Raw genomic sequence first — 20,671 nt, 5'->3', positions numbered from 1 at the left:
ATAAAAAAAGGGCCGGTCCGAAGACCAGCCCTTCTTGTTTTCTGTAGCAGGAAGCTATTAGTTGCCGGAACCTGGTCCGTACATAACTTCCACACGACGGTTCTGCGGTTCGCGAACACCGTCTGCGGTTTCAACGCGAGGACGCGATTCACCGAAGGCTTCGCTGGAGATCGCTCCGCCGCTGATGCCGCGCGATTCAAGATACGCACGAACAGCTTCGTTGCGACGCTGGGACAGACCGACGTTGTAGCTGGCAGAACCAGATTTGTCAGCGTGACCAGCCAGCATGACCTGAGCCGAACCACAATCGCCATATGCCGTAACCGCGTTGTCGAGAACCGAAGCCGCTTCTGGCGTGATGTCCGACTGATCCCAGTCAAAGAACACGATGTAAGGGCCAGGCGCACAGACCGATGGTGGTGGCGGTGGTGGCGGTGGTGGTGGTGGCGGTGGTGGTGGTGGAGGCGGTGGTGGCGGTGGTGCCGCTGGTTCGCCGCCAAAGTTGTAGATCAGGCTACCGAGGATCGAGTGGGTACGAACGCTGGTTTCTACGTCGCGTCCGATCTGGTCGACCATGTTGATCCGGGACTGGTTGAAGAAGCGATACTTCAAGCCAACATCCCAGCTATCGCTCAGCGGTGCGCGAACACCGGCAACAGCCTGCCAGGCAAAGCCCGTATCCGAATCGTCAAGATATGGACCAGCAAAGGTGTTGGAGATTTCCGTCCGTGCCACGCCAACGCCGCCGCCGACGAATGCCTGGATGCCGTCGTCATCGCCGAAGTCAACCATGCCGTTCAGCATGAAGCTGAGCGCGTTGAATTCGCCGTTGATTGGCGTCTGGCCTACATACAGTGGGCCACCACCGCCGACGCTCTGAGGGATACCCGGAGGGGCAACCAGGGTCTGGTTTGCCGCTGCCGACTTGTATCCAACTTCAGCTTCCAGACGGAAGCTTCCGAAGTCATAACCGACGATACCGTCAAAATCATAACCAGCGTCATGATCGGTAATCAATGAATCCGTCAATCCCGAGATATCTGCATCGATATCTTCAACCAGCATTGCGCCTCCTTCAACACCAACATACCACTGGTCATCACGAGCCAGTGCAGGTGTGGCGAGCGCAGTGGAGGCAAGCGCCATTCCTAAGGCAAGCTTCCGCATTTATATTCCCCTTCTCAATTAGGTTCTAAATTCACGCCGCTTTCTAGCCTTTCGCTACGGCCAGTGCAAGCTGCCAAATGACAGAACTGTTGCGAAAATGTCGCCATTTTCGGTGTTTAGCCCAAAAAACGCCGGCAGATTCCGCTTGAATCGCAGAATTTTCCAGCCGATCGGCAGGGTTAACGGAAATTATCCATCTGCCGCGAGAATCCCGGCGTTGCGCAGCACGCTCAGGATCGAATCGATCACCGCCCTGGCCTCCGCGTCAACCACGCTGCCTGACGCCGGAGCCGCTACGGCTTCCGCCAGATGCCAGGAGCCCCGCCGAAACCGGCAGGACCCGTGCCTTCCGGGCCGTCCGACCCGAATCACATTATTGCGATGTTCCTGATATGTCCCTGAATAGCGTGACGCAGGGCGTTTATATCTTTTACAAACCCAACACTTCCCAGATTGGTTACCCGCTGATATGAAAGTATTGTGTCCGGGGGAATTCTCTTTCAGTCATTATGGCGCTTACCGGCTTTGTGGTGACGTTTGTAATTGGCGGAATCAGTGCTCCCGACGGATGGCGGGCGAACTTGCTTTGGGGCGGTGCGGCGCTATCCGCGCTCGTCCTGCGTGTTGGTTTTTCCTACCTTCCGCATTTCCATCTTTGAGCGCCCTGCGGCCAATTATCCAATCTGTCGTTCAAAGTGGGATCGTCGTCATGGTGGGCACGGTTGGAACAGTGGCGATCATGCTTAGCCGCCAGAGGCCCAGAACCATCGATCTGGCGGACCTTGCGGTTCCACCAGGCGCAAAGTCCAATGCTGAAGTGCTGAAGGCCCTGCAAGATCCGAAGGATGACGCGGCTAACGGTGCAGATGCTTCTTTTGGCAATGCTGATAAACGCCGCGCATACCGCGCTTGAAGATGCTGAAAAAGTCTTCGATGTTGTTCGTGGTCTTACCGTCTTTCATACACTGGCCAGCGCCGTGCAGGACGCTGGTTTGAGACAGAATATTCCTTGCCCACCGCTTTGTATAGCGGGCTTCCATCGGTAACCAACTGGCTTTCGCGGTGGATGTTGGCGTGCACGATTCGGGCGACTTCATCCTTGACCAGACCGGGCGCATAAACCGAACGGGTTTTGCCGGTGCGCTTGTCGAGTAGGCTGACAACCCGCATTTGGTGGCCAGAGCCGCGAGTGCGCTTCATATAGCGCATTTCAGGCTTGTTGCCGATGTAGGTTTCATCCGCCATGACTTCGGCACCATTGCCGCCCATCATGTCCAGTTGACCGTCACGCATTGCTTCACGGATGCGGTGAGCAAGAAACCATGCGGACTTGTAAGTGATTTCGAGGGTCCGGTGCAGCTGGTGTGCGGAAACGCCCTTTTTGCTGCTGGTCATCAAATAGGTGGCTTGAAACATCTTGTGCAGGGGAATACGGGCGTGTTCAAAGACGGTGCCAACCTTGACGGTAAACTGCTTGCGGCATTCGCCGCACTTTTTGAGGCCATGACGAATTGCGCCTTCAAAGCTTTTCTTGGTTGGCTTGCCGCGAACGTCCGAAAGATCAAAAACCCGTCCATCGATCACGCCCCAATGAGGGCCGACAACGCCCTTTACCCAGATGATTTGTTCCAGATAGGTGAAGGTTTCTGCTTCATTATAAAAATATGGCTTCGAAAGAACGGACATTTGATAATTTCTTGAGGATTTTTTAGCATTTACCCGTAGGTGCGTAAAGTATATAATAGCATGACACAGTCAAGCACTTTTTACCTATTTGGTAAATTTTGTCCGGAATGCCTGGCTCGGGATTACCTCCTCACCAATATAGTCCGCAGCCATCGCCGCCAGTTCCCGGCCATGATGCCAGTCGAGAATCTGCATGCCCGGGATGATCGGCGGGTTCACCAATATGTCCTGGTCGTTCAGCATCTCCTTCGACGCCATCCGGCTCGCCACCACCATCGACCGCGACATGATCTCGACGATCGAGGGAAACGCGGTCTTCTGCTTGCGGCGCAACAGCACGTCGCGCAGCAGCGACCAGCGGCCGCGGATATCGTCATAATGGGCCTTGGTCCGCCAGACCTCGTTCGGATCGCCCAGCGACACCACGATATTCGGCCCCGCCTTGATCCCGTGCATCACCTTCACCGGCACATTGTCGAGCACGCCGCCGTCGACCAAGATATTGCCCGCGCCGTCGATGAACGGCGGCAATATCGTCGGCAGCGAGCCCGATGCCCGCACGCATTCCCACAACGGCCCGCGCCGGTGGATATGCAGGCCGTTGGTCGACAGGTTGGTCGACACACCGAAGAAATTGATCGGCTGGTCGGCGATATCCTTGGTGCCGTAGCGGGTCCTCAATTCGCTGTCGAACACCGTCGGATCGAGCAGCGAATAGAGCGGCAGGGTGAAGCGCCGCATCGCCTTGGCCTCGATGAACATCGCCTCCATCTGGTCGAGCGTCTCGTCGACCGACAGGCCGCGCGCAATCGCGCCACCCATCGCCGCGCCGGCGCTCGCCCCGCCGATGAAGTCGATCGGGATGTCGGCGTCGCGCAGCGCCTGGATCACGCCGAGATGCGCGCAGCCGAGGGCGCCGCCGCCGGCCAGCACCACGCCGACCGCGCGGCCGGTCAGGAAGCGGGCGACCTTGGCGAAGTCCGCCTCGTCGTCGAGCGCGACATGATGGTGCAGCTTCGGCGCGCGCGGATCAATCCATTCGCCGCTGCGGCTGATCGGCTTGCTGGCGCTGGTGCGCAGCAGCAGCAGGCTGCGCTGCGGCTTGGCGATCCAGTCCATCGCCGCCTGTTCCATGGCATTGGGCTGCGGATCGGTCTTGCCCGGCCGTCCGACCATCACCAGCGCATCGGCGTTGCGGCAGACCATCTGCCCCCAGTCGTCCGACCCGCTGCCGTCGATCAGCACATAGGCGCCCTTCGCCTCCTGCTCCGCCAGCCACGCCTGATATTCATGCGCATCCGCCGCCTCGCTGGTCGCCCGGTCGATCGGCACCACCGGCGTCCGCGCACCGACCACCGCTGCAAAGGCTTCGGCCAGCCGGTCGAGGAAGCCGTCCGGCATCTGGCTGGTGCCAGCGGGAAGCAGCGCGATCACCCGGGGATTCTTGGCGGTGATCGAGGCGGTCCGCGCGGTCGCCACCGCCAGCCGCGCCGACACCAGCTTGAGCATCGCCGCGTTAAGTTCCGGATGGCGGAGCGCGATCGCGTCAAACGCCGCCCGCGAAACCTCCAGCACGCTCGAATCGCGCATCGCCACGACATCGGCGGTGCGCTTGCCGCCGGCGAAAAAGGCCAGCTCGCCAACCGCTTCCCCGGTTTCGATATGGGCGACGACCCGGCTGCCGTTGATCACCACCCGGAACCGGCCGGACTCGACAAAATAGAGCGCGTCGGCATCGTCGCCCTGCTGCACCAGCGCCTCGCCGCCGGCGACCTGCCGCATTTCCGACACCGCCTGCAAAGCCTCCAAAGCCTCCGGCGCCACCCCCTCGAACAGGCTGTGCCGGCTCAGGTCCGGCTTGTCTGTTGGTTCCGCCACGCAATACTCCCCGTTGGTGCGACCCGTCAGAGATTTCTATCCCGCTTACCCCGCGACAATCAACCCCGGCTCCGGTCGAAATGGCAGATCAGCCCGCGGCTCGGGGCGACCTCGTTGGCCAGCATCGCCAGATAGGCAGACTGCAGGGCCTCCGGCCCCTCGATATCCTCGATTCCCAGATAGGCCCCGGCACCCTTGACAAAGGCGGCGAACTGCTCGTCCACCTGCGCGCGGAACGCCGCCGGCCCGATCTCCTTCATCAGGCTTTCCGCGGCGGTCGGCGCAAAGAACAGCTCCGGCTTCGGCCCCGGCAGATCACCCCCGCCGCCGCGCTCGTCGATATGGGTGACACCGACCAGCGAACTGAACTTGAGATTCTCGCCCCAGTGGCCATGAATATCCGCCAGCAATGGTCCGCTGCCGGCAAAGTCGACCGAGACCGCCGGCCGCCCGGCGTCGGCCGAGGCTAGCTGCTCATAGGCCAGCACCGCGTCATACAGCCCGGTCTGCTCGACAAAGGCCCGGTTGCCCGCCGAGGTCAGGCCGATCCGCCGGATCGCCGGGCTCAGGCTTTTCGCCACCATCGCCAGCCCCATCGAGGTCTTCGACGAGGCACTGGTCATCACCAAAGATTCCGCGCCGAACCAGTCATGCGCGCGCATGAAATGCTCGATCAGGAAGCTGGTGGTGAACAAGGGCTGGAAGATCGCCCGCTCCGCCTCGTGCGCGCCGATGTCCGTGCCCAGCCGGTGATACTGGTTGTAGATGATCGCCAGCCCCTGCCGGTGCGGCGCGCCGTCGATGAAGCCGCCGGCCTGCACATTGCCCGGCGTGACCAGCAGATGGCTGGCCATCGGCAGATAGCCATAGACCCGTTCGCCGACCGTGATATCGCCATATTGCGACGCCACGACCCTGGCAAAGCCCCAGACCGGCACGATGCCCCAGTCCGCCTCGCCGGTCGGAAAGAAATTCCAGTAGCCGAAACCGTCGCCGACAACGGCATAGGTGATATTGTTGGCGGTCAGCGCATATTTCTCGACCGCCAGCAGGATCTGCCCCTCGCCCACCGCCGGCGCCTCGCTGTCCAGCCAGCGCGTCTGCGCCAGATCATCCTTCTTCACCCACAGGCTCTGCATGATTCCGTCTCCCTCCGACATCCCGTTTCCGGCCAGCATAAGCGATGGCGGCGATTCGGCAAAAGCATTTGCCAAACAGCGCTCGCCTGCTAATCCTGCCGGCAATTGGAAATTGCGCGACAACGCGCCATCGGGGAGAATTTTAGTGAGTGCAGCACCGGTTTCAGCATTTGAAGCGGCGATCGCGCCCGTCACCAATGTTTCGGATTTCATCTGGGGCGGAACCTGGGACGGAGCAGAAATTCTGCCGATCCCGCCGATGGTGGTGATCCTGCTCGGGGCCGGCATCTATTTCATGATCGGCCTCGGCGGCTATCCGCTGCGCCGGCTGTTCCCGTCGCTCGCCGGACTGTTCACCAAGTCGGGCGGCGATGGCAAGGGTGAAATCTCTCCCTTCGCCGCGCTATCGACCGCGCTCTCCGGCCAGGTCGGCACCGGCAATCTCGCCGGCGTCGCCACCGCCATCACCCTCGGCGGACCCGGCGCAATCTTCTGGATGTGGGTCACCGCGCTGTTCGGCATGGCCCTGGCCTTTGCCGAGGGCGCGCTCGCGGTGCGTTTCCGTGAGCAGGCCGCCGACGGCACCTATCGCGGCGGCCCGATGAGCTACATCACCATCGGCCTCGGCCCGAAATGGAAATGGCTGGCGATCCTGTTCTGCCTCGGCACCCTGTTTTCCGCTCTGGTCACCGGCAACGGCATCCAGGCCAACAGCCTCGGCGACAGCGCCAACGAACTGTTCGGGGTCGAGGAATGGGTCGGCGGTGCCGCCGCCGCGGTCGCGGTGTTCATCGTCATCATCGGCGGCATCAAGTCGATCGGCCGCGTCGCCGAGACGATCGTGCCGTGGATGGCGGGCGCCTATCTGCTGATGGCCCTGATCGCCCTGATCATCAATCTGCCCGACCTGCCCGAAACCTTCAGCCGCATCTTCGGCGGCGCCTTCAACGCGCAGTCGGCAAGCGGCGGCTTTCTCGGCGCGGCGATCATCATCGCCATCCGCGCCGGTGTTGCCCGCGGCCTGTTCTCCAACGAGGCGGGCCAGGGCTCGACCCCGATCGCCCATGCCGTCGCCCAGACCAACGATCCGGCCGCGCAGGGCCGCTTCGCGATGATGGGCACGTTCATCGACACCGTGGTCATCTGCACGATGACCGCCCTGGTCATGCTGACCGTCGCCGGTGACTTCACCTATACCGACGCCAATGGCGTCCAGCAGGCGGTCGAGCACGCCTGGCAGTCGGACCTCAACGGCTTTGCCATGACGTCCGGCGCCTATGCTGCCGCCTTCCCCTTCCCCGTGTTCGGCATTCCGATCGGCACCCTGATCGCGTCGGTGGCGCTGATCCTGTTCGTGTTCACCACGCTGCTGACCTGGAGCTATTATGGCGAGCGGGCAATCACCTATCTCTACGACCTGATCCCCGGCTCGAACCTGACCGGAGAGAACCGGCTCCATCTGACCTGGCGGGTGCTGTGGTGCGTGGTGATCTTTGTCGGCTCCTTCGCGCCGCTCGAACTGATCTGGCGTCTCGGCGACATCTCCAACGCGGCGATGACACTGCCCAACATCATCGGCCTGCTCGCCCTGTCCAGCGTCGTCTTCGCCCTAGCGAAAGGCAACCGCGCCGCCGGCACCGACCATGGCCGGGAGACCCCGCAGGAACTGCTCGAGGAAGTCACCGGCGCGCCCGGCCACTAGAGGATGGACATGTTGACACCCCGGCGCCCGGCGCACCCATCCGCCTGTTCGGCTACCCTGTACCATTCCATCCCTTGTATCCATGGTCCGGAATCGATACCGAGCGCAGCGAGGCAAGGCCGGCCGGCCGTCGCGCCTTATTGGCGCGAAAGCCAAGCGGGCGGATGCCCGCGCCCGGCGACTGAGGTTTAATAAATATGCTCAAACGTCTCTATAACTGGATGCTCGACAAGGCGGGCCATCCGCAAGCCAGCAAATGGCTCGCCGGGATCAGCTTTGCCGAATCCAGTTTCTTCCCGATCCCGCCCGATGTGATGCTGGCACCCATGTGCCTGGCCAAGCCGGAGAAGTCCTACTGGTATGCCCTGATCTGCACCATTGCCTCGGTGCTCGGCGCCCTGCTCGGTTACGCCATCGGCTATTTTGTCTTCGAGACGGTGGGCATGCCGATCCTCGAATTTTACGGAGTCACCGACAAGTTCGACGTCTTTGCGCAGAATTTCAACGACCAGGGCTGGGTTGTGGTCTTTCTCGCCGGTTTCACGCCGCTGCCGTTCAAGGTGATCACCATCGCCGCCGGCAGCACCGCCATGCCGCTGCATATTCTGATCGGCGCGGCGATTCTGTCGCGGGCGGCGCGATTCTTTCTGGTCGCCGTTCTGCTGCGCTATTTCGGGCCACCGATGAAATTGTGGATCGACCGCAATTTCGCGCTGGCCACCACCGCGGTCGGCATCCTGTTCGTCGGCGGTTTTGCCGCGGTCAGTTGGCTGCTATGACAAGCAACAATTGCTTTCAGCGCAGCAGCTATTTTTACGTGGCCCAGCCGCGGCGGATTTTTTAAGGGCGAATCATGAGCACCAGACAGGTTTCAGACAGCAACGATCCCGTGATCGAGAATATCGCCCAGCTGGTCGAGCCGATGGCCGGCGGCGAAAAGCCCAAGGATCGCTGGCGGATCGGTACCGAGCACGAGAAATTCGTCTATTCCACCACCGACCATCACGCCCCCAGCTATGACGAGCCCGGCGGCATAAAGGACCTGCTGCTCTCGATGCGCGAATTCGGCTGGCAGCCGGTCGAGGAAGGCGGCAAGGTCATCGCCATGTCCGGCCCCGACGGTGCGATCAGCCTCGAACCCGCCGGCCAGCTCGAACTATCCGGCGCACCGCTGGAAAATCTGCACGAAACCTGCAACGAAACCGGCCGCCATTTGCAGCAGGTCAAGGCGATCGGGGCCAAGACCGGCACCGGCTTCCTCGGCATGGGCATGTGGCCGGACAAGGCCCGCGCCGAATTGCCGATCATGCCCAAGGGCCGCTACAAGATCATGCTCGACCACATGCCCCGGGTCGGCAGTCTCGGTCTCGACATGATGCTGCGCACCTGCACCATCCAGGTCAATCTCGACTATGCCAGCGAAGCCGACATGGTCCAGAAATTCCGGGTCGGCCTGGCGCTGCAGCCACTGGCCACGGCGCTGTTCGCCAATTCTCCCTTCACCGAGGGCAAGCCCAACGGCTACCAGAGCTTCCGCAGCCATATCTGGTCGGACACCGACCCGCACCGCACCGGCATGCTGCCCTTCGTATTCGAGGACGGCTTCGGCTACGAACGCTACGCCGAATATATGCTCGACGTGCCAATGTATTTCGTCTTCCGCGACGGCAAATATATCGACGCCGCCGGCCTCAGCTTCCGCGATTTCCTCAAGGGCAATCTGTCGGTGCTGCCGGGCGAAAAACCGACCATGTCCGACTGGACCGACCATCTCTCCACCGCCTTCCCCGAGGTACGCCTGAAAAGCTTCCTCGAGATGCGCGGTGCCGACGGCGGTCCGTGGAATCGGATCTGCGCCCTGCCCACCTTCTGGGTCGGCCTGCTCTACGACCAGACCGCGCTCGACGCGGCCTGGGACCGGGTCAGGCACTGGACGATGGAAGAACGCGAGGCGCTGCGCAACGGCGTTCCCGAGCACGGCCTCGACACGCCGCTGCCGCGCGGCGGAAAACTCAACGACCTGGCGAAGGAAATCCTCGACATATCCTCCGCCGGCCTCACCGCGCGCAACCGCCTCAACACCAGCGGCGACAATGAAAGCGGCTTCCTCGACCCGCTCCGCGAAGTCGTCGCCAGGGGCAAGTCCCCGGCCGCCCAGCTGCTCGACCGCTACCACGGCCAATGGAACGGCGACGTCAGCCGGATCTATGACGAAATGAGTTTCTGACAGCCACTGTGCAGGAGCCTGTGCTCCGCGCTCGACGCGGAGCTCTGGCGTCACAAGCGCTCTTCGTAACGCAGAGCTCCGCATCAAGTGCGGAGCACCGAGACACAAGCCCCAATTTCACTGCAGGAACATGAGGATTTTGTGCTCCGCGCTCGACGCGGAGCCCCGGGAGGCAAGAGCACGCGTTGTAGCGCAGGGCTCCGCGTCAGGCGCGGAGCACACCCCCTCTCCGCAACCCTAAAAGTCGAACGCCCGCTGTTCCACCGCACCGGGCTCCTCATCATCGACTGTTTCCGCTCCCTCCAGATTACCCAACGTTAGCCCCAGCAACCGAACCCCGTTCTCCACCGGCATGATGCTCGCCAGCAGATCACGCCCAATGCGCGCAAACTCGGTCTTGCCCGCGACATAATGATCCACCGAATACGACCGGGTCACCTGCCGGAAGTCGGCATATTTGGCCTTCAGCGTCACTGTCCGCCCGCGCGCCTCGCATTTCTCGATGCTGGTCCAGACGATGTCGATGATCGTCTCCAGCGCATCCTGCAGGTCGGTTTCGCTGACCAGATCATCGCCATAGGTGCGCTCGCCGCCGACCGACTTGCGGATCCGGTTCGACCGCACCTCGCGGTGATCGACCCCGCGCGAGGCGCGGAACAGATAGCCCGCCGACTTGCCGAAATGCTGCTGCAGATAGTCCTGCGACCGCGACCGCAGGTCGGCCCCCGTGTGGATATCCAGCTTGGCCATCCGCTCCGCCGTCTTGGGGCCGACGCCGAAGAAGCGCCGCACCGGCAGCCCGGCCACGAAATCCGCGCCCTGGTGCGGCTTGATCACGCAGATGCCGTCGGGCTTGTTCTGGTCGGAGGCGATCTTGGCGAGAAACTTGTTGTAGCTGACCCCGGCGCTGGCGGTGAGATTGGTCTGCTTCTTGATCTCGGCCCGGATCATCTCGGCGATCCGCGTGGCATTGCCGATTCCCATCTTGTCCTGCGTCACGTCGATATAGGCCTCGTCCAGCGACAGCGGCTCGACTAGGTCGCTGTGCATCCGGAAGATCGCCCGGATCTGCTGCGACACTTCGCGATAGACCTCGAACCGGTGCTTGACGAAGATCAGGTCGGGACAGCGGCGCTTGGCGGTCACCGAAGGCATCGCCGATCGCACCCCGAACTTGCGCGCCTCATAGGAGGCCGCCGCCACCACTCCCCGTTTCGACGAGCCGCCGACCGCCACCGGCTTGCCGCGCAGCTCGGGGAAGTCCCGCTGCTCGACGCTGGCAAAAAAGGCATCCATGTCGATATGGATGATCTTGCGCTGCAACAGATCGGGGGCGGAATCGGACATCGGACCAGTCTAGCGCCTGTTTCCCGGCTTGGGGAGCGGCTAGCGCTCCTCGCTCAGCGATTGCCGGGCGCGCCGGATCAGCGCCTCGTCGGCGTCGATGCGGATCGTCTCCCCGAAACTGGCGCGCATGCCGCAACTCATGAAGTCCGAGGCGTCCGGATATTGTTCATAGTCGGGCCGGCCGCCCGCGAAAATTTCGATCCGCCCGTCAAAGATGCGAAAGATCGGGATCGCCGGGCCTTCCGAAACCGGGATATACCAGCCCGATTTCCTGTCGAAATAGAGATGCGACGCGGACAGGCTGCACAAATGGGCGTTGGCACCCACGGCGCTGCCCCGGATCGCGTACAGGCCATTGTCGTCCCGTTCCACCAGTATCTCGGTCATCGATGACGCGACCAGCACCGGGATGATATTTTCGAACAGCGCGGATTGCCGGAACGCGGCCGGCAGCGGCAGCACATCATCGACAAACAGCGCGGCCTCCCCCTTCCCGAGCCAGCCGGTTTCGCCAAGCAGGCCGAGCAGCTGTCCCTTGCGCATGGCGTAGCTGTCCCGAATGCACTCGGATGGATAGTCTGCTGTCGCGCACCGGTTGCGCTGCTTCAGCCAGGCCAGCTGACCTGCCCTGACCCCGGCATCGACCGTTTTTGCCTGCTGATAGAGCGCAGCCATTTCGCGATCGGCACGCCGCAAGTCACTGGCATGTTCACCGCAAATTGCCTGCTCCACCTTGCTGGCCGCCTTTGCGCAGTCAAACGAGGCCACCGTCTCCGAGGCGGCTTGCCGGGTATTTTCGGCCAGCAGCTGCTGCGCGTCCCCGGCGCTTATCTCGACGTCCCGGTCGCCGCCGCGCAGCACCAGCGGACCACGAAACTCCGCCTCCGCCAGCGCCGGCAATTGCCCCGGCCCGATGATCGTCCGGTCGACAATCGCGCCGTTCAGGTCGGCATCATGAAGGCCAAAGCTGTGCAGCGTGGCCCCGGTCAAATCCGCGCCCCGCGCGCTGATCCCGTCGCCGCCCTGATAGACCGGACAGCCATCCGGCACCGTGATCCCGCAGGCAAAGACAAAGCCGGTCAGGTCGGCGCCATCGATGTTCCAGCCCTCGATGCTGCCCTCGAACCAGCCGCCATCAAAATGGCCTTGGGAGAAATCGGCACCGGTCGCGATGCTGTTCTTCAATCCGGCATTGCGGAACAGGACCCGCCGAATCGACGCTCCGGCCATATTGGCACCGGTCAGATCGGCTTGGACAAAGCCGGTTCCCGACGCCTTCACCTTGCTCAGATTGGCGCCCGCCAGCTTGCTCCCCTCAAAGCAGAGACTGGACAGGTTCGCACCGGTAAAATCCCAACCCGAGAAATCACCGCCCTTGATCTTCGTGACGCCCGAGGCCGGACCGCGCGTTGCATCCGCCAGGTCCGAAAGCGACCGGATCCGGTCGCCGTCGATTTGGCGAATGGCGCTTCCGGATCGATCATCTGCCCAGATATCACCATAGGCAGACCGACAGCTGCTTTCGCTCGTGGCCACTTGTGCATCGGCCGCGCCTGCCAATCCGATCAGCATCAGTGGCCATCCCCACGACAATCCTGTCTTCATCCGGAATTCTCTCCCCGTTCCTGTCCGAAAATCGCATCCTGCTCGTCATTTAGCCTATAGCCACAAGCGCCCGATCTTGCCATAGCGCGGCGGTGCAAAGCAAAGCCCCTCTCCCCTTCCCGATAGGCCGCATCGAACTGATCATCATGATGGCCAGCCTGATGTCGCTCAACGCCCTGGCGATCGACATCATGCTGCCGGCGCTGGGCCTGATCTCGGATGATTTTGCGCTGCAGACGGTGAATGACCGGCAATGGACGATCACTTCCTATATCTACGGCATGGCGATCGGCTCTATTCTGTATGGCTCGCTGGCCGACCGCTATGGCCGCCGGCCCGTGCTGCTGATCACCATCGCCATCTATACCGGATTCGGCATCCTCTGCGCGCTCGCCTGGGATTACGAACTGCTGCTCATTGCCCGGTTCATTCAGGGACTCGCCGCTTCGGCGATGGGCGTGCTGGCCAACAGCATCATCCGCGACCGCTATGACGGCGATGCCATGGCGCGGGCCATGTCGACGATCATGATGATCTTCATGATCGTGCCGATCACGGCGCCATTGCTGGGCCAGCTGGTGCTGCACGTCGCTCCGTGGAAGGCCATTTTTCTGGTGCTTTCCGCCGCCGGGCTTTTTTCCTTTCTCTGGGTGATGATCCGGCTTCCCGAGACGCTTCACCCGGACGACAAGACGCTGATCCAGTTCAAGTCCGTTACCGCTGCCTGGTATGGCGTGATCTTCAACCGCAACAGCTTAGGTCATGTCGTCGCCAGCGGCCTGATGATGGCACCGTTGTTCGCCTATATCGCCTCCGCCCAGCAGATATTCTTCGACATATTCGGCGCCGGCGACATTTTCGTCTATATTTTCGCCCTGAACGCTGGGGCCATGTCCGTGGCCAGCTTTACCAATTCCCGGATCGTCATGCGCTTTGGCGCACGGCGGGTGTCGCAGACCGCGCTGATCTTCTTCATCCTCGTATCGGCTGCCCAATTCGGGCTCGCCGAAGCCGGGTGGATCAACATATGGACCTTCACCGCTGTGCTCGTCCCCTCGATGGGCATGGTCGGGTTCACCGGTGCCAATTTCAGCTCGATCGCGATGCAGCCGTTCGGCAAGACCGCCGGCGTCGCCTCCTCGTTCCAGAATTTCACCCGGACCGGGATTTCCGCCATGATCGGTGCCGCGATCGGCCTGCAATTCGACGGCACGGTCCTGCCCCTTGCCACGGGTTACCTGGTCTGCGGTGTCGCCTCCCTGCTGCTGATAATCTGGGCGGAGAAGGGCAAATTGTTCCGCCGTGTTCAGACTGGCGTAACCGCCAAGGATCTATTGCCGCAGTCATAGACGCCCAGAACGAGGATGAACGCATGACAATCTCCGCTCCGATGAAAATGATCCTTGGCCTGATCCCCGCCGCTCTGGCTTTTGCAACGCCCGCGCAGGCCGCGAACTCGATTCAGGGCGACTGGATCACCGCCGACAAGGACGCGATCATCCGGATCTCCCAGTGCGGCAAGACCGTTTGCGGGCGGATTCACAAATATCTCGTCGCCCCGCCCAATGGCGTCGGTCAGAAGGACGTCAACAACCCCGACAAGAGCCTGCGCAGCCGGACATTGCTCGGCATGGCGATCCTCACCGGCTTCACCCCCGACGACGATATCTGGCGCGGCAAGGTCTATGACCCCAAAAGCGGCAAGACCTACCGCTCGGAAGTCAGCCTGCAATCGGCGAACAGGCTGAAGATGAAGGGCTGCATCGCCTTCATCTGCCAGGGCCAGGACTGGACCCGAGCGAAATAGGATGCAAGCGGGATAAAACCTGTTCCCCGGCGAAGGCCGTGGCTACTCGCGGGAAGGCGACGAGCTGGACGCCGGCGGGAACAGAAACGCTCAATCCTTCTTTTCCATCGCCGCAATCCACTCGCTCAGCAGCGCCACGCCCTCCGCATGGACCATCGTGCGCCCCACTTCCGGCATGCTGATCCCCGGCTCCAGGCTGTTCAGCCGATAGATCATGATGCTGCCGTCGGGATCGCCCGGCGCGATGTCGAAATCATGGGTGCCGCTGCCCCGACCCGCCGCCACCGGCCGCTTGCCGATGCCGATCCGCACCGGCATGTCCTCCTCATAGGTGAGGAACAGCCCGGAGTTGCTCGCCGAGCCATTGACATTGTGGCAATGGGCGCAATTGACGTCGAGATAGCCGCGCGCCCGGTCGTTCAGCGACGCGCTCGCCTCGCCCCACAGAGGCACGCGATAATCGACGGCCGGCGCCTTGTCGATCAGGCCCAGCCGCACAAATTCGGCCAGCTGCCCGTCGCGGGTCAGGTTGCGCGCCTTGGGACCGATCGGGGTCACCGCGCCGGACAGGCCGTGGCATTCCTTGCACTGGTTCTTGTTCGGCACGCCATAGTCGATCGAGCGCTGCTGTCCCGACGGATCGGTGAAGCTGACCGGTATCCGGGCCCCCGCGACCTTCAGCCGCGCCTCGGTCTGCTCGGCGTTCCAGACATAGGGCAGCGCCAGCCAGCCATCCGCCCGATGCAGCAGCACCCGCGTCTCGAGCAGCCTCGGCTTGCCGTCGATCTCGTAGCCGAAGCTCTTGATCAGCGCCGACCCGACCGGCAGGTCGAGCAGCCCGTCACCTTCGGCCTTGCCCTGCTGGTCCGGCGGCACGTAGATGAACCGATATTTCTCCGCATAGTCCGAGAACAGCGGCATGTTCAGCCGATAGGGTTGCACCCGGTCGTTTGGCTGCCAGCCGGCATCATCGCTGAAGAACCGATAGTCGGACAGCAGCCTGGGCAGGCCATCGGACAGGATCACCCCATCCGCCACCGGCTCCGGCGCCCGCGCACTGGCCGAAAAGGCCAGCCCGAGCACGGCACAAACGGACAGCAGCAGGCGCATTATTTGACAGCGTCCTCCATCGCCTGCGGCAGGGTGATCGGTTTCAGCTGCCGGCCGTCAAACGGCTCGCTCGCGGCCGCCGCCAGTGCCGGCTTGGCCTCGGTCAGCGGCTGGCCGGGCTTGGTCAGCCCCATCGACAGCACCGCGACATCGTCGCCGATCAGGATATTCTCGCCCGTACCGTCCTCGATGATCGGCGGGATCGCGCCGCCAAAGGCCGCCTTCAGCTGCTCGCCCCCGGGAAAGGCGGGCTTGTAGCCGGCGCGGCCATGGATATTGTCAAACACCCTGACGCCAATCGGCTTCGGGTTGTAGTTGGGATCGTCCTGGCCCTTGGTATAGGACACGATCAGCACGTTGCCCGTGCCATTTTCCGCGAGCTTGTTGCCGAACAGCTCGACCTCGTAATGCGACATCACCATCACCCCCATGCCGGTCGGCACTTCGGCGACGATATTGCCTTCGGGCGCGAAATTGGGGGTGTTGTTGTCAACCACCAGATTGTCGAACACCCGGACATTGCGGCCGCCCTGTTTCGGGATATTGGGCAGGTCGAACACCAGGATGCCGCCGGTGTTGTTGACCGCGATATTGTTGTGGACGTCGGCGCCGATGCTGTTCTCGATCTCGATCCCCGCGACATTGTAGCGCGCCACCGAATTGCGGACGATGATATTCTCCGACTGGCCGACATAGATGCCGGCATCCGACGATCCGATGGTGACCACGCTGTCGACCAGAACATTCTTGCTCTCGACCGGATAGATGGCATAGGCGCCATTTTCGGCATGCGGCCCGCGGGTCCATTCCACCCGCACCTTGTAGTAGACGATATCGTCGGCGCCCTTCGACTTGATGCCGTCGCCCTTGCTGTCCTCGATCGCGAAATCGCGCAGCACGACATGGTCCGAGGTGACCAGAAGCCCCTCGCCCGCGCCCAGCTGGCCGGCGAAATTGAGCACCGTCTGGTCCATCCCCGCACCGCGAATGGTCACGCCATCGACATCCAGCGACAGCCCGTCGACCAGGTCGAAGCGGCCGGCACCCAGCTGCACGACATCGCCCGGCTCGGCGAGGATCAGCGCTTCCTGCAGCCGTTCCTGCGCATCGGCGCCGGGGTCAACGGCAATGGTTTTGGCAAGGGTCGGGGCGCTCAGGCACAGCGCGGTGGCTACCATCAGACTGCGGATCATTATCTCTCTCCTCCAGGAAGCTGGGATAATGCCGCAAAATCATGTCGCTGCCAAGGGCATTGACATGGATGTCAGTAGATTGGCGCTCAGCCGTCCGACAGGATCCATTCCACCGCCGCGTCGGCGTGATTCTCGGTGCTGTCATAGATCGGCAGGATATTGGCCTTGGTATCGATGATCAGGTCGAGCTCGGTGCAGCCCAGGATCACCGCTTCGACATCGCCCTTGGCGATATTGGTGATATAGGTCTTCATCGTCCGCTCGGACTCGCGCTTCGCCTGGTTGAACATCAGTTCCTGGTAGATGATCCGGTCGATCTCCTCGACCCGCGCCTCGTCCGGTGGCGTCAGGGTGATTCCCTTGGCGACAAGCCGCTTGCGGTAGAAACCCTCGGTCATGACGTTGCGCGATCCCAGCAGGGTCGCGGTCTTGACGCCGTCCGCGACGATCTTGTCGCCCACGCAATCGGCGATATGGATGATCGGGATACCCACTTCCGGCTGCACCCGATCATAGATCTTGTGCATCGCATTGGAGCAGATCATGATCGCCGTCGCGCCACTGTTTTCCAGCCGCTTGGCCGAGCGCGTCATCAGGCCCGCCGCCGCATCCCAGTCGTCATCCGACTGCAGCCGGGCATAGTCGCTGAAATTGACGCTCTCGATCAGCAGGTGCGCGCTGGCAAAGCCGCCCAGCCGCTTTTGCACGGCGCTGTTGATCCGCGTGTAATAGCTGGCGGTCGATACCCAGCTCATCCCGCCAATCAGGCCCAATTTACGCATTACTGACTTCCCTGAAATATCCGAAGGTGGCGTCTACAGCGCCTTGACGATTTCCTCGCACATTTTCTTCGCATCGGAAAGCAGCATCATGGTCTGGTCCATATAAAAGACCTCATTGTCGACCCCGGCATAGCCGACGCCGCCCATCGACCGCTTGACGAAGAAGATGGTCTTGGCCTTTTCGACATCGAACACCGGCATGCCGTAGATCGGCGATCCCTTGTCGGTCTTCGCCGCCGGATTGACCACGTCATTGGCCCCGATGATGAAGGCAACATCGGCCTGCGCGAATTCGCTGTTGATATCCTCCAGCTCGAACACCTCGTCATAGGGGACATTGGCTTCCGCCAGCAGCACGTTCATATGACCCGGCATACGGCCGGCGACCGGGTGGATCGCATATTTGACGCTGACGCCCTGCTCCTTCAGCATGTCGCCCATTTCGCGCACCGCATGCTGGGCCTGCGCCACCGCCATGCCATAGCCCGGGATGATGATCACGCTTTCCGCCTGTTTCATCATATAGGCGGCATCCTCTGCGGAGCCGCGTTTCCACGGCCGGTCGATCTTGGCGGCGCCGTCGCTCGGCCCGCTTTCCGCGCCGAAACCGCCGGCGATGACGCTGATGAAGCTGCGGTTCATCGCCTTGCACATGATATAGGACAGGATTGCGCCCGAGGACCCGACCAGCGCGCCGGTGATGATCATCGCCGTGTTGCCGAGGGTGAAACCCATCGCTGCGGCCGCCCAGCCGGAATAGCTGTTGAGCATCGACACCACCACCGGCATGTCGGCACCGCCGATCGGGATGATCAGCAGGAAGCCGATCAGGAAGCTCAAGCCCACGATGGTCCAGAAAATCGCGCCCGTGCCCACGGTTGGCGCAATCGCGAAATAGGCGGTCAGGCCGATGATCCCGGCCAGCACCGCCAGATTGATGACATGGCGCATCGGCAGCATGATCGGCGCCCCCGACATGTTGCCGTTGAGCTTCAGGAAGGCGATCACCGATCCGGAGAAGGTGATCGCACCAATGGCGACGCCCAGACCCAGCTCGACGCGGCTGACCGTCAGTATTTCACCCGTTGCATCGAGAATACCGAAGGCGCCGGGATTGAGATAGGCGGCAATCCCGACCAGCACCGCGGCCAGGCCAACCAGCGAGTGGAATCCGGCGACCAGCTGCGGCATGTCGGTCATCGCGATCTTGCGCGCGACGATGAAACCGAAGCCGCCACCGATGGCAATGGCAATGGCAATTTCCGGCAGGCTGGCGATGCTGTGGGTGACCAGTGTCGTGACCACGGCGATCAGCATCCCGACCATGCCATAGCGGTTGCCCGCCCGGCTGGTTTCCGGAGAGGACAGCCCGCGCAGCGCCAGAATGAACAGCACGCCCGCCACCAGATAGGCCGCCGCTACCCATGGATTCACCGGCTCACCGGAAGAAGCCAGCGCCGGCGAAACCGGCAGCAGCAGTGCAGCTGCGAATGCAGGTGCCCATCTCGAGAACGACCGTCCGGACACAATGGCGCGGAAAGAACGCGCACCCAAGGCACGCTCAAAAGAAGCACCCATTATTTGCGCTCCTTCTTCTTGTACATTGCGAGCATCCGCTCCGTCACAGCAAAGCCGCCAAAAATATTCACGCTCGCCAGCACCACGCCGACCAGGCCCAGCCATTTGGCCGCCTGCCCGCCATCCGCCTGCGACCCCGCCGCCGCCGCAATCAGCGCCCCGACAATGATCACCGAGCTGATCGCATTGGTCACCGCCATCAGCGGCGTGTGCAGGGCCGGCGTCACCGACCAGACCACATAATAGCCAACAAAACAGGCCATCACGAAGATGGAAAGAATTGAAATAAAGTCCATTGCTAACCCCCTAGTTCGCCAGAAGGCGCTCGTTCACGACCTTGCCATCCTTGGTAAGCCGGATGCCAATGGTCACCTCGTCATCGTCGGGCAGAACCGGCCTTTTGGCTTCTTCGTCCCAGTAGGCGGAAAGGAAATTGTAAAGATTGCGCGAAAACAGCGCCGAGCTGTCCGCCGCCATCATCGCCGCGATATTGCGCGCGCCGATGATCTTGACGCCATGCTTCTCCACCACCTGGCCGGCAACCGCGCCCTCGACATTGCCGCCCTGTTCCGCCGCCAGGTCGACGATCACGCTGCCGGTTCGCATGGTCGCGATCTGCGCGTCCGATATCAGTCGCGGTGCGGCGCGCCCGGGGATCAGCGCGGTGGTGATGACGATATCCTGCTTGGCGATATGCGAAGACACCAGCTCTGCCTGGGCCTTCTGATATTCCTCGCTCATCTCGGTGGCATAGCCGCCGGAGCCTTCGCCCTCGATGCCTTCCACCGATTCAACGAAGATCGGCTTGGCGCCGAGCGACTGGATCTGCTCCTTTGTGGCGCTGCGCACGTCGGTGGCGCTGACCTGCGCGCCGAGCCGCCGGGCGGTGGCAATCGCCTGCAGGCCGGCCACGCCGACGCCCATGACGAAACAGCGCGCGGCGGAAACCGTGCCCGCCGCGGTCATCATCATGGGAAAGACCCGGCCATATTCGTTGGCCGCGAGCAGCACCGCCTTGTAGCCCGCCAGATTGGATTGCGACGACAAGATGTCCATCGACTGCGCGCGGGTGATCCGCGGCATGAATTCCATCGCCAACGCATCAATGCCCAGCTTGGCATATTCGTCGACCCGGGCGCGCTTGCCGAACGGGTCAAGGCTGGCCACCAGCCACGCCCCTTTTTTCATGCCCTTGAGCGATTGCGGATCGGGACCCTGAACGGCCAGAACGATGTCGGCATCCTTCAGGACCGCCGAGCGCGCAGCGATCGTCGCGCCCATCTCCTGATAGGCAGCGTCCGAAACGGAAGCGGATTCGCCCGCACCCTTTTCGACGGCCATGGTCGCGCCCAGGGCAATGAACTTCTTGACCGTTTCGGGCGACGCGCTGACGCGTGCCTCGCCCTCGGCGAGCTCCTTCAATACCGCAATTTTCACACTAGATTCCAAT

Annotated in this window: 19 protein-coding genes; 6 read left to right on the top strand and 13 right to left on the bottom strand. The window is 62.3% G+C overall.

The features are described 5' to 3' along the window. Positions 1 to 57 precede the first annotated feature (57 nt). Positions 58 to 1,167 (bottom strand): OmpA family protein, encoded by a 1,110-nt coding sequence (locus V7650_RS05485; protein WP_335655234.1) that lies wholly within the window; start codon positions 1,165 to 1,167, stop codon positions 58 to 60. Positions 1,168 to 1,876: 709 nt separating this feature from the next. Between V7650_RS05485 and V7650_RS05480 the strand changes: the two genes are divergently transcribed. After that, the gene (locus V7650_RS05480; protein WP_335655233.1) at positions 1,877 to 2,080 is read left to right on the top strand and encodes a hypothetical protein; all 204 of its coding nucleotides are present in this window, start codon (positions 1,877 to 1,879) and stop codon (positions 2,078 to 2,080) included. Here V7650_RS05480 and V7650_RS18200 read toward each other — a convergent pair. From V7650_RS18200 to V7650_RS05465, 4 genes are all read right to left on the bottom strand, one after another. After that, positions 2,022 to 2,150, bottom strand: coding sequence for a transposase (locus V7650_RS18200; protein ID WP_442955264.1), 129 nt, complete (start codon positions 2,148 to 2,150; stop codon positions 2,022 to 2,024). The two genes, V7650_RS05480 and V7650_RS18200, sit on opposite strands and share 59 nt — an antisense overlap. Then, positions 2,116 to 2,853, bottom strand: coding sequence for an IS1595 family transposase (locus V7650_RS05475; RefSeq protein WP_335655232.1), 738 nt, complete (start codon positions 2,851 to 2,853; stop codon positions 2,116 to 2,118). Before V7650_RS05475 ends, V7650_RS18200 begins: the two co-directional genes overlap by 35 nt. Before the next feature lie 84 nt (positions 2,854 to 2,937). Then, on the bottom strand, positions 2,938 to 4,731 hold the full coding sequence (locus V7650_RS05470) for a cyclic nucleotide-binding and patatin-like phospholipase domain-containing protein (RefSeq protein ID WP_335655231.1): 1,794 nt from the start codon (positions 4,729 to 4,731) through the stop codon (positions 2,938 to 2,940). A 59-nt stretch (positions 4,732 to 4,790) separates the two neighbouring features. Beyond that, positions 4,791 to 5,870, bottom strand: a complete 1,080-nt coding sequence (locus tag V7650_RS05465; protein WP_335655230.1) for a DUF2855 family protein — start codon at positions 5,868 to 5,870, stop codon at positions 4,791 to 4,793. A gap of 145 nt (positions 5,871 to 6,015) precedes the next feature. Here V7650_RS05465 and V7650_RS05460 point away from each other — a divergent pair, with 145 nt between their 5' ends. From V7650_RS05460 to V7650_RS05450, 3 genes are all read left to right on the top strand, one after another. After that, complete coding sequence (locus V7650_RS05460; protein WP_335655229.1) at positions 6,016 to 7,572, top strand: alanine/glycine:cation symporter family protein; 1,557 nt, start codon at positions 6,016 to 6,018, stop codon at positions 7,570 to 7,572. Positions 7,573 to 7,769: 197 nt separating this feature from the next. Next, positions 7,770 to 8,351, top strand: coding sequence for a YqaA family protein (locus tag V7650_RS05455; protein ID WP_335655228.1), 582 nt, complete (start codon positions 7,770 to 7,772; stop codon positions 8,349 to 8,351). A gap of 74 nt (positions 8,352 to 8,425) precedes the next feature. Then, positions 8,426 to 9,799 carry a glutamate--cysteine ligase gene (locus tag V7650_RS05450; protein ID WP_335655227.1) on the top strand — a complete coding sequence of 458 codons (1,374 nt, stop codon included), beginning with the start codon at positions 8,426 to 8,428 and terminating at the stop codon, positions 9,797 to 9,799. A 237-nt stretch (positions 9,800 to 10,036) separates the two neighbouring features. Here V7650_RS05450 and dinB read toward each other — a convergent pair whose 3' ends face one another. Both dinB and V7650_RS05440 read right to left on the bottom strand, forming a co-directional pair. Then, entirely contained in the window at positions 10,037 to 11,146 is a 1,110-nt protein-coding gene (dinB, locus tag V7650_RS05445; RefSeq protein ID WP_335655226.1) for a DNA polymerase IV, read from the bottom strand. Between the two features lie 39 nt (positions 11,147 to 11,185). Beyond that, entirely contained in the window at positions 11,186 to 12,751 is a 1,566-nt protein-coding gene (locus tag V7650_RS05440) for a pentapeptide repeat-containing protein (RefSeq protein WP_335655225.1), read from the bottom strand. A 92-nt stretch (positions 12,752 to 12,843) separates the two neighbouring features. Here V7650_RS05440 and V7650_RS05435 point away from each other — a divergent pair, with 92 nt between their 5' ends. Continuing rightward, the gene (locus V7650_RS05435) at positions 12,844 to 14,100 is read left to right on the top strand and encodes a multidrug effflux MFS transporter (protein ID WP_335655224.1); all 1,257 of its coding nucleotides are present in this window, start codon (positions 12,844 to 12,846) and stop codon (positions 14,098 to 14,100) included. 23 nt (positions 14,101 to 14,123) lie between these two features. Continuing rightward, a complete protein-coding gene (locus V7650_RS05430; RefSeq protein WP_335655223.1) occupies positions 14,124 to 14,558 on the top strand; it encodes a DUF2147 domain-containing protein in 435 nt (144 codons plus the stop codon). 90 nt (positions 14,559 to 14,648) lie between these two features. Here the strand turns inward: V7650_RS05430 and V7650_RS05425 are convergent, their stop codons facing one another. From V7650_RS05425 to V7650_RS05400, 6 genes are all read right to left on the bottom strand, one after another. Continuing rightward, positions 14,649 to 15,668 (bottom strand): SO2930 family diheme c-type cytochrome, encoded by a 1,020-nt coding sequence (locus V7650_RS05425; RefSeq protein WP_335655222.1) that lies wholly within the window; start codon positions 15,666 to 15,668, stop codon positions 14,649 to 14,651. After that, the gene (locus V7650_RS05420) at positions 15,668 to 16,861 is read right to left on the bottom strand and encodes a parallel beta-helix domain-containing protein (RefSeq protein WP_335655221.1); all 1,194 of its coding nucleotides are present in this window, start codon (positions 16,859 to 16,861) and stop codon (positions 15,668 to 15,670) included. Before V7650_RS05420 ends, V7650_RS05425 begins: the two co-directional genes overlap by 1 nt. 86 nt (positions 16,862 to 16,947) lie before the next feature. Next, entirely contained in the window at positions 16,948 to 17,643 is a 696-nt protein-coding gene (locus V7650_RS05415; RefSeq protein ID WP_335655220.1) for an aspartate/glutamate racemase family protein, read from the bottom strand. A gap of 33 nt (positions 17,644 to 17,676) precedes the next feature. Then, positions 17,677 to 19,221: an NAD(P)(+) transhydrogenase (Re/Si-specific) subunit beta gene (locus V7650_RS05410; RefSeq protein WP_335655219.1), complete on the bottom strand. Its 1,545-nt coding sequence runs from the start codon at positions 19,219 to 19,221 to the stop codon at positions 17,677 to 17,679. Further along, positions 19,221 to 19,517: an NAD(P) transhydrogenase subunit alpha gene (locus V7650_RS05405; protein WP_335655218.1), complete on the bottom strand. Its 297-nt coding sequence runs from the start codon at positions 19,515 to 19,517 to the stop codon at positions 19,221 to 19,223. Before V7650_RS05405 ends, V7650_RS05410 begins: the two co-directional genes overlap by 1 nt. A gap of 10 nt (positions 19,518 to 19,527) precedes the next feature. Then, the gene (locus V7650_RS05400; protein WP_335655217.1) at positions 19,528 to 20,658 is read right to left on the bottom strand and encodes a Re/Si-specific NAD(P)(+) transhydrogenase subunit alpha; all 1,131 of its coding nucleotides are present in this window, start codon (positions 20,656 to 20,658) and stop codon (positions 19,528 to 19,530) included. Positions 20,659 to 20,671 lie beyond the last annotated feature (13 nt).

It is taken from the genome of Parasphingorhabdus sp., assembly GCF_036964565.1.
Taxonomy (GTDB): domain Bacteria; phylum Pseudomonadota; class Alphaproteobacteria; order Sphingomonadales; family Sphingomonadaceae; genus Parasphingorhabdus.
This window is presented reverse-complemented; position numbering and strand designations above follow the sequence as displayed.

Bases quoted from the DNA above. Each gene is read 5' to 3' on its own strand.
- V7650_RS05450 (WP_335655227.1), top strand. From the start codon at position 8,426: ATGAGCACCAGACAGGTTTCAGACAGCAACGATCCCGTGATCGAGAAT.
- V7650_RS05405 (WP_335655218.1), bottom strand. From the start codon at position 19,517: ATGGACTTTATTTCAATTCTTTCCATCTTCGTGATGGCCTGTTTTGTT.
- V7650_RS05415 (WP_335655220.1), bottom strand. From the start codon at position 17,643: ATGCGTAAATTGGGCCTGATTGGCGGGATGAGCTGGGTATCGACCGCC.
- V7650_RS05440 (WP_335655225.1), bottom strand. From the start codon at position 12,751: ATGAAGACAGGATTGTCGTGGGGATGGCCACTGATGCTGATCGGATTG.
- dinB (WP_335655226.1), bottom strand. From the start codon at position 11,146: ATGTCCGATTCCGCCCCCGATCTGTTGCAGCGCAAGATCATCCATATC.
- V7650_RS05475 (WP_335655232.1), bottom strand. From the start codon at position 2,853: ATGTCCGTTCTTTCGAAGCCATATTTTTATAATGAAGCAGAAACCTTC.
- V7650_RS05480 (WP_335655233.1), top strand. From the start codon at position 1,877: ATGGTGGGCACGGTTGGAACAGTGGCGATCATGCTTAGCCGCCAGAGG.
- V7650_RS05425 (WP_335655222.1), bottom strand. From the start codon at position 15,668: ATGCGCCTGCTGCTGTCCGTTTGTGCCGTGCTCGGGCTGGCCTTTTCG.
- V7650_RS05430 (WP_335655223.1), top strand. From the start codon at position 14,124: ATGACAATCTCCGCTCCGATGAAAATGATCCTTGGCCTGATCCCCGCC.
- V7650_RS05410 (WP_335655219.1), bottom strand. From the start codon at position 19,221: ATGGGTGCTTCTTTTGAGCGTGCCTTGGGTGCGCGTTCTTTCCGCGCC.
- V7650_RS05455 (WP_335655228.1), top strand. From the start codon at position 7,770: ATGCTCAAACGTCTCTATAACTGGATGCTCGACAAGGCGGGCCATCCG.
- V7650_RS05485 (WP_335655234.1), bottom strand. From the start codon at position 1,167: ATGCGGAAGCTTGCCTTAGGAATGGCGCTTGCCTCCACTGCGCTCGCC.
- V7650_RS05420 (WP_335655221.1), bottom strand. From the start codon at position 16,861: ATGATCCGCAGTCTGATGGTAGCCACCGCGCTGTGCCTGAGCGCCCCG.
- V7650_RS05465 (WP_335655230.1), bottom strand. From the start codon at position 5,870: ATGCAGAGCCTGTGGGTGAAGAAGGATGATCTGGCGCAGACGCGCTGG.